Raw genomic sequence first — 14,812 nt, forward strand, 5'->3', positions numbered from 1 at the left:
GGCTGTCGAGCCGTTCGCGTGTGCCTGACCGTCAAGGTTCAGGCGGGAACGGAGCTTTCCCCAAGCGGGTACTTGTACATCGATCGAATCCGAGGGGAGACCCTAATGAATTACAACTGGGACTGGGGCGTGTTCTTCAAGTCCACCGGCGTGGGCAGCGAGACGTATCTCGACTGGTACGTGACCGGTCTGGCCTGGACCATCGGCATCGCCATCGCGGCCTGGATCATCGCCCTGACACTGGGCTCGATCCTGGGCGTCATGCGTACCGTGCCGAACCGCATCGTATCGGGTATCGCCACCTGCTACGTCGAACTCTTCCGTAACGTGCCGCTGCTGGTTCAGCTGTTCATCTGGTACTTCCTGGTACCCGACCTGCTGCCGGCCGACCTGCAAGAGTGGTACAAGCAGGACCTGAACCCGACCACTTCGGCCTTCCTCAGCGTTGTCGTCTGCCTCGGCCTGTTCACCACCGCTCGCGTTTGCGAACAGGTGCGTACCGGTATCCAGGCCCTGCCAAAAGGCCAGGAATCCGCGGCCCGCGCCATGGGTTTCAAGCTGCCGCAGATCTACTGGAACGTGCTGCTGCCCCAGGCCTACCGGATCATCATTCCGCCGCTCACTTCGGAATTCTTGAACGTGTTCAAGAACACTTCCGTGGCCTCGCTGATCGGTTTGATGGAATTGCTCGCGCAGACCAAACAGACCGCCGAGTTCTCCGCCAACCTGTTCGAAGCCTTCACCCTGGCCACGCTGATCTACTTCACCCTGAACATGAGCCTGATGTTGCTGATGCGTCTGGTCGAGAAGAAAGTCGCCGTACCGGGCCTGATTTCCGTAGGGGGTAAATGATGGAATTCGACTTCTCGGGCATCATCCCGGCCATTCCCGGCCTGTGGAACGGCATGGTCATGACCCTCAAGCTGATGATCATGGGCGTGATCGGCGGGATCATCCTCGGCACGATCCTGGCGCTGTGCCGTCTGTCGCACAACAAACTGCTGTCGAACCTGGCCGGCGCCTACGTCAACTACTTCCGCTCGATCCCGCTGCTGTTGGTGATCACCTGGTTCTACCTGGCGGTGCCGTTCGTATTGCGCTGGATCACTGGCGAAGACACGCCGATCGGCGCGTTCGCCTCGTGCATCGTGGCCTTCATGATGTTCGAAGCGGCGTACTTCTGCGAAATCGTCCGTGCCGGTGTGCAGTCGATACCCAAGGGCCAGATGGGCGCTGCCCAGGCGCTGGGCATGTCTTACGGCCAGATGATGCGCCTGATCATCCTGCCGCAAGCGTTCCGCAAGATGACGCCGTTGCTGCTGCAACAGAGCATCATCCTGTTTCAGGACACCTCGCTGGTTTACGCCGTCGGCCTGGTGGACTTCCTCAATGCTTCGCGCGCCAGTGGCGACATCATTGGCCGCTCCAATGAGTTCCTGATTTTCGCGGGTCTCGTGTACTTCATCATCAGCTTCGCCGCCTCTCAGCTGGTCAAGCGTCTGCAAAAAAGGTTCGCCGTATGATCTCTATCAAAAGCATCAACAAGTGGTATGGGGACTTCCAGGTACTGACTGATTGCAGCACCGAGGTCAAAAAAGGCGAAGTGATCGTGGTGTGCGGGCCATCCGGTTCCGGCAAGTCGACCCTGATCAAATGCGTCAACGCGCTGGAACCGTTCCAGAAAGGCGACATCGTGGTCGATGGCACCTCCATTGCCGACCCGAAAACCAACCTGCCGAAACTGCGTTCGCGCGTGGGCATGGTGTTCCAGCATTTCGAGCTGTTCCCGCACCTGACCATCACCGAAAACCTGACCATCGCGCAGATCAAGGTGTTGGGTCGCAGCAAGGAAGAGGCCACCAAGAAAGGCCTGCAATTGCTTGAGCGCGTCGGGCTCTCGGCTCATGCACACAAGCACCCGGGCCAATTGTCTGGGGGTCAGCAACAGCGTGTGGCGATTGCCCGTGCGCTGGCGATGGACCCGATCGTGATGCTGTTCGATGAACCGACCTCGGCGCTCGACCCGGAAATGGTCAACGAAGTGCTCGACGTGATGGTGCAACTGGCCCACGAAGGCATGACCATGATGTGCGTGACCCACGAAATGGGCTTCGCCCGTAAAGTGGCCGACCGCGTGATCTTCATGGACGCCGGCAAGATCATCGAAGACTGCAAGAAGGAAGAGTTCTTCGGCGACATCAGCCACCGCGCCGAGCGTACGCAGCACTTTCTCAACAAGATTCTGCAGCACTAAAGCCATCACTGCCGTCCTGTAGGAGCTGGCTTGCCAGCGATGCGATCTCAACCTGACATTCATGTCGTCAGGTACATCGCCATCGCCGGCAAGCCGGCTCCTACAGGGGACAGTGCCAGGCTTGAGATTTGTGTTGTGGTTGACCCAAGGCATCTGTGATGAAATGCGACCCCTCTCTCTATCGCGCCGCACCGCCATCACTCGCCGTGAAACCCCGTCTGATTCGCCATCTGTTCCTGCCGCCACTGATCATCGCGCTGATGATCGGATTGGGTTATATCGGCTTCTGGGTCAGTGAACACTATGGCATTCGCAGCCTCAGCGAAAACGGCCAGCGCCAGCTGGAACTGCACGCCCGTGCCGTGGAAAGCGAAATCAGCAAATACACCTACCTGCCCAGCCTGCTGGAACTTGAAACCAGTGTTTCCAGGCTGCTGGACGACCCGACTCCGGAGCACCGGCAAACGGTCAACGATTACCTTGAAGGCCTGAACCGTCGCAGCCGCAGTCGGGCCATTTACGTGATGGACACCACCGGGCGCGTCATGGCCACCAGCAACTGGCGCGATGTCGACAGTTACCTGGGTGAAGACCTGTCCTTCCGCGCCTATTTCCAGAGCGCCGTACGCGGGCAGCCGGGCCGTTTCTACGGCATCGGCAGCACCAACGGTGAGCCCGGTTACTACCTGGCTCACGGCCTGGAAGAACACGGCAAGATCATCGGCGTCGCGGTGGTTAAGGTCCGCCTCGAAGCCATGGAAGAACGCTGGCAGCGAGCGCGTCTCGAAGCGTTTGTCAGTGACGAAAACGGCATCATCATTCTTTCCAGCGATCCGGCAAGACGCCTGAAATCAGTGGTGCCGCTGAGCGAGGAAACCAAGGAAAAACTCGCCCGCAGCCTGCAGTACTACTGGTTTCCGCTGAACGAACTGCAACCGCTGGCGCGAGAAACGCTTTCCGAAGGCGTGGAGAAGCTCACGTTCCCCGCTAATAGCGAATTGGCCTCCGACGAAGAAAACATCAGTTATCTGGCACAGACTCGCCCGTTGAGCGATACCCCGTGGAACTTCACCCTGCTCACGCCGCTACAGGATCTGCGCCGCGAAGCGATCAATCAGGGGATGCTCGTGGCGGTGGCATTTGCCCTCGTGGCGTTCCTGCTGATCGCCTGGAACGAGCGGCGCAAGGTCATCGCCACCCGCCTCGCCGCGCGGGAAGCCTTGCAGGAAGCCAACAATCAACTGGAGCGTCGGATTACCGAACGCACCGTCGACCTGCGCGCCAGCAATGAACGGCTCAAGGGCCAGATCCGCGAACGCCGGCATGCTGAAGAGACGCTGCGCCGGGCCCAGGATGAACTGGTGCAGGCCGGAAAACTCGCCGCCATCGGCCAGATGTCCACCAGCATCGCCCACGAATTGAACCAGCCATTGGCCGCGCTGCGTACGCTGTCCGGCAATACCGTGCGTTTTCTCGAGCGCGGTCAACTGGACGTGGCCAGCACCAACCTCAAGACCATCAATGAATTGATCGATCGCATGGGCCGGATCACCGCCAGCCTGCGCTCCTTCGCCCGGCGCGGTGACGACAAGGGCCAGGCCTGTCTCGGTAAAGGCGTGGATGCGGCCTTGCAGTTGCTTGGCAGTCGGATGGAAAACACCCATCTGCAAGTGCACCGCCATTTCGACGATGTGCAAGTGCAGATCGACCAGACCCGTCTGGAGCAGATACTGGTCAACCTGATCGGCAACGCCCTCGACGCCATGCACGCGCAACCGCAACCCGCGCTGTGGCTGGAAGGCGAAGTGTTCGAGGGCAAATATCGATTGCGCGTGCGCGACAACGGCCATGGCATCGACGCCGAAGCGCGCAAGCATTTGTTCGAACCCTTCTTCACCACCAAACCCGGCGAGCAGGGTTTGGGCCTTGGCCTGACCCTTTCCGCGAGCCTGGCCGCCGCCACTGGCGGCCACTTGGGTGTCGAGCATCCGTCCAGCGGTGGCACCGCTTTCGTCCTCAGTTTACCGTTGGTAAGCCCCATTCCCGCCGAGCCAATATGAACAACGACCTTAGTGTATTGATCGTCGAAGACGACCCCCATGTGCTGCTCGGCTGCCAACAGGCGCTGACCCTGGAAGACATTCCCTGCATCGGCGTGGGCAGCGCCGAGGAAGCGCTGGAACGGGTCGGCGACAATTTTGCCGGTATCGTCATCAGCGACATTCGCTTGCCGGGCATCGATGGCCTGGAACTGCTGGGTCGGCTCAAGGCCCGCGACCGCAGCCTGCCGGTGGTGCTGATTACCGGGCACGGCGACATTTCCATGGCCGTCGGCGCGATGCAAAAAGGCGCCTACGACTTCATGGAAAAACCGTTTTCTCCGGAGCGCCTGGTGGACGTGGCCCGCCGTGCGCTGGAGCAACGCAGCCTGGCGCGGGAAGTCTCGTCGCTGCGGCGGCAACTGGCCGAACGCGACTCCCTGGAAGGGCGGATCATCGGCCGTTCGCCGGCCATGCAGAATTTGCGCGAGCTGATCGCCAACGTCGCCGACACGTCGGCCAACGTGTTGATCGAAGGTGAAACCGGCACCGGCAAGGAACTGGTCGCCCGTTGCCTGCATGACTCCAGTCGCCGCCACTCCAAGCAATTCGTGGCGCTGAACTGCGGCGGCCTGCCGGAGAACCTGTTCGAAAGCGAAATTTTCGGCCATGAAGCCAACGCCTTCACCGGCGCCGGAAAGCGGCGCATCGGCAAGATCGAACACGCCGACGGCGGCACGCTGTTCCTCGACGAAGTGGAAAGCATGCCCCTGCCCTTGCAGATCAAACTGCTGCGGGTCTTGCAGGAGCGCACCCTCGAACGCCTCGGCTCGAACCAGAGCGTAGCGGTGGATTGCCGGGTGATTGCCGCGACCAAATCTGACCTCGTCGAATCGAGCAAGGCCGGTGAATTCCGCAGCGACCTGTATTACCGGCTCAACGTGGTGACCCTCGAACTGCCGCCGCTGCGCGAACGCCGCGAAGACATCCTGCAACTGTTCGAGCATTTCTTGCAGCAGTCGTCACTGCGCTTCGACCGCGCCGCGCCGGAGCTGGACAACCAGACCGTGTCGAACCTGATGAGCCACGACTGGCCGGGCAACGTGCGCGAACTGCGCAACGTCGCCGAGCGCTTTGCCCTCGGCCTGCCGGCCTTCAAGAAGCCCGGTGCCAGCGCTGGCAATCACGGCCTGGCCTTCGCCGAAGCGGTGGAAGCCTTCGAGCGCAACTTGCTCAGCGATGCCTTGCAGCGCAGCGGCGGTAACCTGACCCAGGCCAGCCAGGAACTGGGGATGGCCAAGACCACGCTGTTCGACAAAGTGAAAAAGTACGGACTGAGTCACTGAGAAGTGCAACTCCTGTAGGAGCCGGCTTGTTGGCGATGGCGGCTACACAGTCAGCATTGATGTGACTGAAACACCGCTATCGCCAGCAAGCCGGCTCCTACAGGTTTGGTGTATTTAGCGTCCGTAGACTTTGTCGAGCTGGGCCTGGGTCAACGCATCCTCAAACGGCACCGGCACCGACTTCACCGCTCCGTAGAGGTTGCGGTAACGCCAATACTGACCGTTGTTCGCCAGCTGATAACCACGCTCGACCACGCGTTGACCGTCCAGCACGTAACGCAAGGTTTCCTGCGCTGCTGGCGGCGGGGTCGGTTGCGTCAGATCGGTGGCCAGTACGCGCATGGATTCGTCGATGCACTCGTCGAGCACGGCGGTGACCTTGGCCAGTTCCAGACCGCCGTCATCGATACACTGCTGGCCACAGCGGCGAACCGGCTGGCTGGTCACCTCGATGCGCATGCGATACAGCGGTGAACCGGCGATGTCCCGAACCTGCACCTGATTGACCAGTACAAAACTGCCGCGATCCGGAGTCAGCATCAGTTTTGGTTCGATCAACAGGCGAGCCGTGACCTGACCCTCACCCTGCTTCAGCCCGGCACTTTGTGACGCCTGTTGATAGCGCTGTTGCAGGCGCTCCTGCAACGGCACGCCACCGAGCAAATCGGCCATCGGTCGTGAGTCTTTGACGGCGGCTTTTTCCGCATCGCGCTGCAAGGTGCCGCTGCCCATCTGCGTATTGACCAGACTGGCCACCAACACCCCGGCCAACCCGGCACTGGTGCCCGAGTTCAATAGCAGGGCCTGGCTGGATGAGGCAGCCTTCAAGGCGTCCTTGCTATCGATCACCGTGCTGGCGCCGACGAACACTTGTGGCACTTGCACATCGACCTTGAGCCCGTGGGCCTGAACGTAGGGCAGTGCCCCCTGATCCTTGAAACCGGCTTCGGGAGCCGGTTTCTGCGCGCAGCCAGCCAACATCACCAGGGCCTGCACACTGGCCGCTACGAATGGACGCTTCATTTCGCGAACGGGGTGATCATTTGCTGACGGCTGTTATCCACAGCCTGGTAGAACGCGTTGGACAAGTTGGTGTAGGTCGGCTCGTCCCATTCGCCCTGTGCGGCCTGGACCGCGACAAACGGCTGGAACCACAGCAGTTTGTTGTCGGCCAGATCAACCACCATGCCCTGCCCGCCTACCTGCGCCATCGGCACGCTGGTCGGCACGATGCTGTAGTAGCTGCGGGTCGCACCGGTTGCGGTGACGTACACCAGCAACAGGCGATCGACGCCATATTTGGCTTTCATCGGGGTCAGGTCTTTGATGGTGTAGCCTTCGCGGAATTTGGTTTCCTTGTAAGCCTTCAGATCCACCTTCTCGTCGATGCGTTTGGCTTTGTAGCCCTTGGCCTGCAACTTGGCGACGATCACGTCCGGCAGGGTGTCGAAATCGCGCACTTGCCAGGTTTTGACGTTGTCGCTGAGCTTGCTGTTGACGCCGGCGTTGATCGCGTAATCGAGAATGCCCTGGTTTCCGGTCAATGCCAGTACCGGCGGCGGCAATTCAGTGATCGCGACGCCGATGGTCGGCTCCTTGGCATCCCAGAATTGTTGGTCCAGCGGTACGGGAGGTTGCACGTTGGCGCAGCCGGTAAGGGTCAGGCAGGCGAGCAGAGTGAGTGCAGCGAGAGTGCGTAGAGCGTGAAAAGACATGGATCAAGTCCCTATGATTGAAAGTCGCTGTCTGTATCGACAGCGACGGCGCAATCTATAGTGGCATATTGATATATTTTTGCCGACAACAAACCGTTAGCTGACGGTTCCGCCCTTTGCTTCACTCATGATTTGCCGGATGGCCCCGACAAAAGTCTCCACCGGCTGCCCGCCCGTGACCGCGTACTGGCCGTTGAAAACCACGGTCGGCACCGAACTCACCCCGCGCGACAGCCACAACTGTTCTTCCTCGCGAACCTCTTTGGCGAATTCGTCCGACGCCAGAATCGCCTCGGCCCGCTGCCGGTCCAGGCCGACACGTTCAGCGATCTGCGCCAACTGTGGATGGTCGGAAGGGTTGCCGCCGTCGGTGAAATACGCCTTGAACAGCGCTTCCTTCAGTTGCAGTTGCAGCCCTTCCAGACCTGCCCAATAGAGCAGTCGGTGGGCATCGAAGGTGTTGTAGATGCGGCTGTTGCCGTCCGTGCGAAAGGCAAACCCGACCTCGGCACCGCGCGCGCGGATCGCCTCGCGGTTCTTCTGTGATTGCTCCGGCGTCGCCCCGTACTTCTCGGTGATGTGCTCAGTGATGTTTTGCCCTTCGGCGCCCATCTTCGGGTTCAGTTCAAACGGCTGGAAGCGGATCTCGGCCTGTACTTCATCGCGCAAGACGTGCAACGCCTTGGTCAGGCCATACAAGCCAACGACGCACCAGGGGCAAGACACGTCGCTGACGAAATCGATTTTCAAAGGGGTACTCATTACACACCTCGCTGACTGAAATGCGTCGCAAAGTCCGAACGATACACCTGAAGCTCATACTGTAGGAGCCGGCTTGCTGGCGAACCGGACGACACGGTATATCAGGCACGCCGCCATCGCTGGCAAGCCAGTTCCTACAGGGGGATTGGGCTTAGAGGAGGTTGTGGTCGGCCGTGGGCTCGATCTGCGCCCAGTGCGATGGGTCTTCACGATGCTCTCGCAAGTACGGCAACACCGCCGCCAGCAACGGTGCCTTGAATTCCGCCTGAAAACGATGGGCCAACCCCGGAATCAACTTCAACTGACTACCCCGCAAATGCGCCGCCAGGTGCACGCCATGCATCACCGGCAACAGCGGATCGGCGGTGCCATGCACCACCAGCGCCGGCACGCGCAATTGGTTAAGCAACGCCACTCGGCTCGGCTCGGCGAGGATCGCCATGATCTGCCGTTTCACGCCCTCGGGATTGAACGCCCGGTCATAGGACAGCGCCGCCTGATGCAGCAATGCCTGGCGATCATCCGTCACCGTCGGACTGCCCAGCGCCGCCAACAAATCGGCCTGTTGTTCCAGGGCGACTTCGCGATTGGGCGCGCCCCGCCGCGCGAGCAATTGCACCAATGCCGCACTCGGTGCCGGCAAGCCTTCGGCGCCAGAACTGGTCATGATCAGGGTCAGGCTCTCGATCCGCTGCGGGGCCATGGCCGCCATGTGTTGGGCGATCATCCCGCCCATGCTGGCGCCCAACACGTGGAATTGCTCGATGTGCAGGGCATCCATCAGCCCCAGTCCATCGTCGGCCATGTCGGTCAACGAGTACGGTGCCGATACCGGCAAACCGAGTTTGTAACGCAGCACTTCGAAAGTCAGGTTGGCTTCCACCGGCGATTGCCGCCAGGTCGACAGGCCGACATCGCGATTGTCATAACGAATCACCCGAAAGCCTTGCTGACACAGCGCGACCACCACCTCGTCGGGCCAGTGAATCAGTTGCCCGCCCAGGCCCATCACCAGCAGCAATGCCGGGTCCGACGCACGACCGATGCTCTGGTACGCCAGGCTCACCTGCGCCAGATCGACCCGTTCGGTCGGAACATTGACGTCACACCGAGACGCCGCCAACGATGGCAGGCCAAACAGCAAAGCGGCCAGAAATATGGCTATCGAAAAAAAAGACGCACGCATGAAAAACACCGAAACGCAGAACCCCAGTAGAGCGCGAGTCTGATGAACTTTGTACAAGCGCGCTGCCACAGTTCCATGACAGTTTGATGAAGAGTGCCGGGCGGTCATTCCACGCGATAACTATGTACCACCCACCCCACTGACGACTGACCTCTAATGGACCGACCTCTCATCCATTGGAGTCCTCCCTTCATGCTCGAAGAACCCACCGCAGCACCCGCCGACTTCGGCTTGAGCCACTCATTGACGCAAAACCTGGACGAAAACCTGTCCCTGAGCGCCTCCGCGCGCTGGAATGATTGCCACGATCAGTGGCGCAAACTGATGGCGCAGAACCCGCAGTCGCCACTCGATGCAAACTGGTGGAACGCCCGTGCGCGCGGTACGAATGTTTCGCGCAAGGCACAGGCTATCCGCCTGTATCGACAACATTTCGACGCGTCGAGCCAGTGGGCGTTTGCCCAAGGCGCCTTGAATGCCGTGCAGATGAACGCGTTACAGGCACTCGTCAACCCGGCAACAACGCCTGAGGCACAGGTGCATGTCGAACAAATGACACTCAATGGCGACAATGAGCTGTCCGTCGAACTGTCCGGCGCCTTGGTCATCACCCTGGATACGGATCAACCCGTCACGCAGCTGCTGTATTTACCTTCTTCGCCATCGGCCTGGATCAGCTTTGAAAACCGAAACGATCTGGAGCGCTGGCTGATCGAACAGCAGCCACAGCTGTTTGACCATCCGCGGCTTGATGCAGAAAACATCACTGTCGTTTTCATCGTCCTCGACGCTCAAGCGTGGGAGAAAAGTGGCGAGACCCTGCTGGCGCGATTATCCAGCCTCCCTGCGGAGCGGCAACGCAACGAAACGGTTTTGTCCCTGGCCCCGGACCTGCCGCCAGTAGACGCAGACGATAGCCTCTCCCTCTTCGGCCAACTGAGCCCGGACATCCCGCTGGGAATGCGCCTCAGTGCGCTGGCACAGCAACAAACCGCGCTGGAAAAGCTGCTCGGCAAAGACTTTCGAGGCGATCAAAACGATCCGCTCCTGCAACAACTGCAACAGAGACTCGACACCCTCGCGGCGGCCGAACAGGCCAGCAACGCCGCCGCAAAGGAACTGTTGAACTCCGGTACCGCGTTGCAGATGCTGGAGCTGCGTCATCTGCCAAACCCGCACTACACCGCGCTTTATCAGGCACGCCTGACAGGTTTGCGCGCCGAAGCCGAGCTGCAATTGAGCCTGAATCAGATCAGCGATGAAGAGCACCATTGGCTCGAAGCTGTGCTTGACGAGCCTGAAAAACCCCGGTCGGCCGATGTGGTCGTTGCCCGGCTGATGCTGTCGGCGACCGACACCGAAGGCGAAAACACCCAGACCCAAACCCATGAACTCGACGGCGTGTTGCTGTTTACCCATCCATCCGCGTTGCTGCCGTCCTCGACCCACAGTCTGTTGATCTACTGGCCCGGACGTTTCGGTGGACTGCAACGGTTCGCTTCCCGTCAGGCACTGGAACTGACGCTGTTCAAACTCCACGCCAACGACACGACACAGGCGTTACACATCCTGGCGCTGAACGGAAATCCGTTCGAGTACACGCTGCAAACCCAGCTCCACGAGTGTGAACAGCAAGCCGCCCGCTTGATCACCGCCAACCCCGTTCCTTCTCATGCCAGCCAACGTGCGGCTGAACTGGAAAACCTGCGCGAACAGACCCTCGCCCGCCTGACCGTCCCCATCGCCGCGGCACGGGAACTGGCCTACGCACAGCTGATAGAGCAAAACCGCAGCAGCGCTCTTGAAGATGGATTGCCGTCGTGGCTTGGCGAGTTGGCCAAACCACGACGCGCCCGCTTGAAGGCGCTGTTCACCTCATACATCACCGCGATGAAGCGCTCCCATGAATGGCTCGAACGGGAACTGCCGTTGCGTGACGACTTCAGCCAAAAAGCCATCGATGCCCGACTGCGCCAGGAGTTCGGCCTCACGCAAAACGTCGAAGTGTTGCTCGACGTTCCCGATTCCACCACTTGGCGCAGAGTGGTCACTGAAGGAGCTGCACCGGGCACGCCTCAGAAAAATACCCTGATCGCCAGTCAGCAATGGAGCAAGCTGCCACTGGCCGAACTGGCGCAAAGCAATATCAATCAAGCGATGTGGTGGCGCCTGTCCTTCATGAAGGTCGAGGTCAGCGGCAACGACAAGGCTCAATGCCAGACGGTCAAGACCGGGATCACTCAAGCCTGGCTGCGCACACTGATCTCGGAACTGGATCTGGCCGGGAAATATGAAGCGCTGATCCGCCAGGCATTCTTCGGTCCCTTGGGCGAATCAACTTTCAGCAACGAGCATCGCCGTGAATGCCTGAGCGAACCATGGCGCCTGATGCTCAAACTGCAGGGCGAGTTCGCACTGTTGCAACGGGACATCAAGGCTGACGGCCAGCAAGTGCTGGAGATCGCCATCGACGCCAACAGTCGCCAAGCGTTCGCGGCCAACGGTAAACGCATCGTCCTGTTGCCGGCGCATCTGACGGTGGGCGGTGAGGACACGCAACATCGGGGGCCGACCACTCTGTCGGGTGTCACGTTCATCGAGGAGCAAATCAGCGGCTTGACCCTGCTCTACCTGCCCGACAGTCCGGACGGGGTGTTTGTGCGTCAGTACGACAGCCTGGAAGAGGCGCGCACGGCGCTGTACAACCTGTGCTTGCACACAAACATGGTCAACTATCTGGCCGGGCGCGCCTTGACCGGGGATTTCGACCATCACGTCAGCCGGATCAAACAGGCGCTGCTGAAAAATTTCGACGCCCTCATCGGCACCGGTACGGCCTGGCCAGCCACTACGTCCCTGGCGGCGCATTTGCTCAATGTGCACATGGGTCGGTTGCTGGAAGCGCATCGTGCAACATCGCTCTCCAACGACGCGTTGTACCTGGAGGGTGCTGCGTTGAAATGCGGCGCGTTGTTGAACTACCTGAAGATGGCGCTGGGCATTGTGCCCTTCGTCGGCGCCGCGATTGCGCTGTATGACGCCTGGAACAGTGCCAACCTGGCGGTCGCGGCTTTTCTGCGCGGCGAAGTCGGCCATGGCCTGGCCGAGGTCGAAGCCGTGTTGATGTCGCTGATTGATGCGGCCATGGACATTCTTCCCGGCGTTATCGCCACTTCCGGTGGCGCTCGATCGCTCACACGCCTGCGCCATTTGAAAACCGTGACCCAAAGCCCCGGCGGCTTGCAGGTTTCATCGCAACGGCAGGCCCGGCGCAGCCTGGAACGTTTCAAGGGTTATGAGTACGAACGCGAGATTTCCCTCGCTGGCTTGCAGCCGGGCACCACGGGCATCTATCGCAACGTTTATCGCCACGCCGACGGCGCCTTCATGGTCAGGCAGGGACGTATCTACCGCATCGAATTAAGCAACAACCCACCGCAATGGCGTTTGAGCGCAACGAGCAAGCGCACCTACAAGCAACCTGTTGCCCTCGATGAAGCCGGAGAGTGGAACACCCATTACGCGGTGTACGGCACCATTACCGCAGACGGCGCTGCCGGTGGCGGCGCGGTGCTGGGTCATATGGCCAACGGCCTCGATCCACTCTGGCCCGCCGCTATCCGCCGCTGGCTGCCGCGCTGGTGGACGGATCGCGCCTTGCGTCGGCAAATGACCCTGACCAACACCGCCGATGCCTACACCCGACGTCTTGAAACCCAGACCTACAGCTCCAACGCCATCCTCGAGCATCATTTCAGCCTCGAGCCCAACCAACGCCAGGCCCATCGAACCCGCGCCGACGCCGCCTGCATAAACGACATCGACACCGGCCAGGCACACTACTTGAACCTGGAGGAGTTGATGCAGTTCAGCCACGGTCGTAAACGCGTGCAAATCGACGACCTTCAAAGTCGTTGCGCCTGGATCATCGTCGACCGTTCGGTTCGGCGCATTGGTTTGGCCAAGGAACGCCTGTTGGAACATCTGGACCAGATTGACCAGTTAGTCGCCCGTTCGGACGCCACGCCGAACAGCGATACAGCGACCCATGTGCAACTGATGACGCAACGCAAACACCTGCGCAAAGACTTTCTCAGGGACTTTGATCAGGTTCACACCCTCGTCGCCCAAGCCAATCGATGGAACAGCCGGATCACCCAGCGCGCGCAAAAAGTGAAGATGGCCCAAGACATGGCCACCGTTAACGAGAAATTCAGCGATGCCAATTGCTACTACCTCAAGACCGCGCATCAACTGGAGATCATTACCCACTACAGCGCCGTTACCGATCTCTCCTGGGTCTACTTCCACGCGCAATTGAAACAGGCAAGAAACAAGGTCGGGCGTGCTTTGCTGACCCAGCACCATCTGCCGGAAGTACAGGCCACCTTTACTCAACGCAACAAAGTGCTCGAAGACTGCCTGGCAACCTATGCCGAGTTTCGTCGCAATCTTGGCGCGTGGTCGCTGGGCTATCCGCAGCATCTGGACCTGGAGCAAGTCTTCGCGTTTCTGGACAACCTTGAGAAGGTTGAAACGTTCGCGCGCAACGCCATCAAGAAACGCCCGTCCGGCACAACGAACGTGGAGCCTGCCGGGAAGCAACTGTTCGAAACGGAAGACAACCAATTGCTCGTGGGCGTCGCCAGCACGGATGTCACAACCCGGCAAACACGCTTCACCATCGAAGGCGTCGATGGCCATACGGAAACCTGGCTACCCCGTTCTTCCAGCGGCAAATATCACCTCAGTGAACCGCTGGTCACTGCGCAAACTCCGTTTGCGACCGATGTCGCACCATTGCTGGCGGAGGCCCGGAAAAGGCTGGCCACCGTCGACGCCTACCAAGGCAAAGTCGAGGGCCACGCCCGACGAGACATGTTGCCGGTGGACCTTGAACACATGATGAGCAGCGAAGCCGCGGAATTAACCATGCGTGCCCAAGCCATCGAACGACTATCGCCGACAGAGCCAGTAGCGTTGCAACTGCGCAATCGCGCCGCTGAATTTTCCCGCGCCGGGCGCACGCTTCGAATCGAACAGACCCTGAACAGCAAAACCCCTACTGAGGGCTATCTGGATTATCTGCTGGAGCAAAAGGTCGTGGATATTCGCAAGGAAGGTGGCTTGCGGGACCTGGGCAAACGCCCGGACGGACGCCGGGATTTCCTGCAGGAATTCGCGGTGCGTGACCTGACCCGGGAGCCGATGCAAACCTTGTGGTATGCGCACTTTCACTACACCTCGGCGAAGCCTGCGTTCAATGACTTCGTCAAAGGTCATTTGAAGCTGCCCGAGCAACGCAACCTCGGTCTGCAATGGCAACAGGCCCAGGCCAACAGCGGTGCCGCAGTCGAGTCGATCTGGCGCGGCGACATCGGCAAACCGCTGGGGGTCAAGCACTTCTCAGAACTCTGAAAATCTTGCAGGAGCCAGCTTGCCGGCGAGGCGGTATGTCAGGTGACACGGGTGTCGTCGTACCTGCGTTATCGCCAGCAAGCCGGCTCCTA

The 14,812-nt window shown here is 60.1% G+C and carries 10 protein-coding genes; 6 read left to right on the top strand and 4 right to left on the bottom strand.

The window, feature by feature from the left end; translation table 11 throughout:
* The first annotated feature begins 105 nt into the window (after positions 1-105).
* The 5 genes from ABVN21_RS18205 to ABVN21_RS18225 all read left to right on the top strand — a co-directional run bounded on the left by ABVN21_RS18205 (position 106) and on the right by ABVN21_RS18225 (position 5,639).
* Positions 106-852: an amino acid ABC transporter permease gene (locus ABVN21_RS18205; protein WP_053162189.1), complete on the top strand. Its 747-nt coding sequence runs from the start codon at positions 106-108 to the stop codon at positions 850-852.
* Positions 852-1,523 carry an ABC transporter permease subunit gene (locus ABVN21_RS18210; RefSeq protein WP_339554361.1) on the top strand — a complete coding sequence of 224 codons (672 nt, stop codon included), beginning with the start codon at positions 852-854 and terminating at the stop codon, positions 1,521-1,523. The genes ABVN21_RS18205 and ABVN21_RS18210 overlap by 1 nt, the downstream gene beginning before the upstream one ends.
* A complete protein-coding gene (locus ABVN21_RS18215; protein ID WP_007975082.1) occupies positions 1,520-2,254 on the top strand; it encodes an amino acid ABC transporter ATP-binding protein in 735 nt (244 codons plus the stop codon). Before ABVN21_RS18210 ends, ABVN21_RS18215 begins: the two co-directional genes overlap by 4 nt.
* Positions 2,255-2,412: 158 nt before the next feature.
* Positions 2,413-4,314, top strand: coding sequence for a sensor histidine kinase (locus tag ABVN21_RS18220; RefSeq protein WP_339554360.1), 1,902 nt, complete (start codon positions 2,413-2,415; stop codon positions 4,312-4,314).
* A gap of 44 nt (positions 4,315-4,358) precedes the next feature.
* The gene (locus ABVN21_RS18225; RefSeq protein WP_353637250.1) at positions 4,359-5,639 is read left to right on the top strand and encodes a sigma-54 dependent transcriptional regulator; all 1,281 of its coding nucleotides are present in this window, start codon (positions 4,359-4,361) and stop codon (positions 5,637-5,639) included.
* Positions 5,640-5,753: 114 nt separating this feature from the next.
* Here the strand turns inward: ABVN21_RS18225 and ABVN21_RS18230 are convergent, their stop codons facing one another.
* The 4 genes from ABVN21_RS18230 to ABVN21_RS18245 form a co-directional block, all read right to left on the bottom strand.
* The gene (locus tag ABVN21_RS18230) at positions 5,754-6,662 is read right to left on the bottom strand and encodes a hypothetical protein (RefSeq protein ID WP_339554358.1); all 909 of its coding nucleotides are present in this window, start codon (positions 6,660-6,662) and stop codon (positions 5,754-5,756) included.
* A complete protein-coding gene (locus tag ABVN21_RS18235) occupies positions 6,659-7,354 on the bottom strand; it encodes a hypothetical protein (RefSeq protein ID WP_339554357.1) in 696 nt (231 codons plus the stop codon). Before ABVN21_RS18235 ends, ABVN21_RS18230 begins: the two co-directional genes overlap by 4 nt.
* Positions 7,355-7,450: 96 nt before the next feature.
* On the bottom strand, positions 7,451-8,116 hold the full coding sequence (locus tag ABVN21_RS18240; protein WP_339554356.1) for a DsbA family oxidoreductase: 666 nt from the start codon (positions 8,114-8,116) through the stop codon (positions 7,451-7,453).
* Between the two features lie 151 nt (positions 8,117-8,267).
* Complete coding sequence (locus ABVN21_RS18245) at positions 8,268-9,302, bottom strand: alpha/beta hydrolase (RefSeq protein WP_339554355.1); 1,035 nt, start codon at positions 9,300-9,302, stop codon at positions 8,268-8,270.
* A gap of 192 nt (positions 9,303-9,494) precedes the next feature.
* Here ABVN21_RS18245 and ABVN21_RS18250 point away from each other — a divergent pair, with 192 nt between their 5' ends.
* Positions 9,495-14,720, top strand: a complete 5,226-nt coding sequence (locus tag ABVN21_RS18250; protein ID WP_339554354.1) for a DUF6543 domain-containing protein — start codon at positions 9,495-9,497, stop codon at positions 14,718-14,720.
* Positions 14,721-14,812: the final 92 nt, after the last annotated feature.

It is taken from the genome of Pseudomonas sp. MYb327 (assembly GCF_040438925.1).
GTDB lineage: Bacteria > Pseudomonadota > Gammaproteobacteria > Pseudomonadales > Pseudomonadaceae > Aquipseudomonas.

Coding starts and splice junctions, on each gene's coding strand:
- ABVN21_RS18215 (WP_007975082.1), top strand. CDS start 1,520: ATGATCTCTATCAAAAGCATCAACAAGTGGTATGGGGACTTCCAGGTA.
- ABVN21_RS18235 (WP_339554357.1), bottom strand. CDS start 7,354: ATGTCTTTTCACGCTCTACGCACTCTCGCTGCACTCACTCTGCTCGCC.
- ABVN21_RS18245 (WP_339554355.1), bottom strand. CDS start 9,302: ATGCGTGCGTCTTTTTTTTCGATAGCCATATTTCTGGCCGCTTTGCTG.
- ABVN21_RS18230 (WP_339554358.1), bottom strand. CDS start 6,662: ATGAAGCGTCCATTCGTAGCGGCCAGTGTGCAGGCCCTGGTGATGTTG.
- ABVN21_RS18250 (WP_339554354.1), top strand. CDS start 9,495: ATGCTCGAAGAACCCACCGCAGCACCCGCCGACTTCGGCTTGAGCCAC.
- ABVN21_RS18220 (WP_339554360.1), top strand. CDS start 2,413: ATGAAATGCGACCCCTCTCTCTATCGCGCCGCACCGCCATCACTCGCC.
- ABVN21_RS18240 (WP_339554356.1), bottom strand. CDS start 8,116: ATGAGTACCCCTTTGAAAATCGATTTCGTCAGCGACGTGTCTTGCCCC.
- ABVN21_RS18210 (WP_339554361.1), top strand. CDS start 852: ATGGAATTCGACTTCTCGGGCATCATCCCGGCCATTCCCGGCCTGTGG.
- ABVN21_RS18205 (WP_053162189.1), top strand. CDS start 106: ATGAATTACAACTGGGACTGGGGCGTGTTCTTCAAGTCCACCGGCGTG.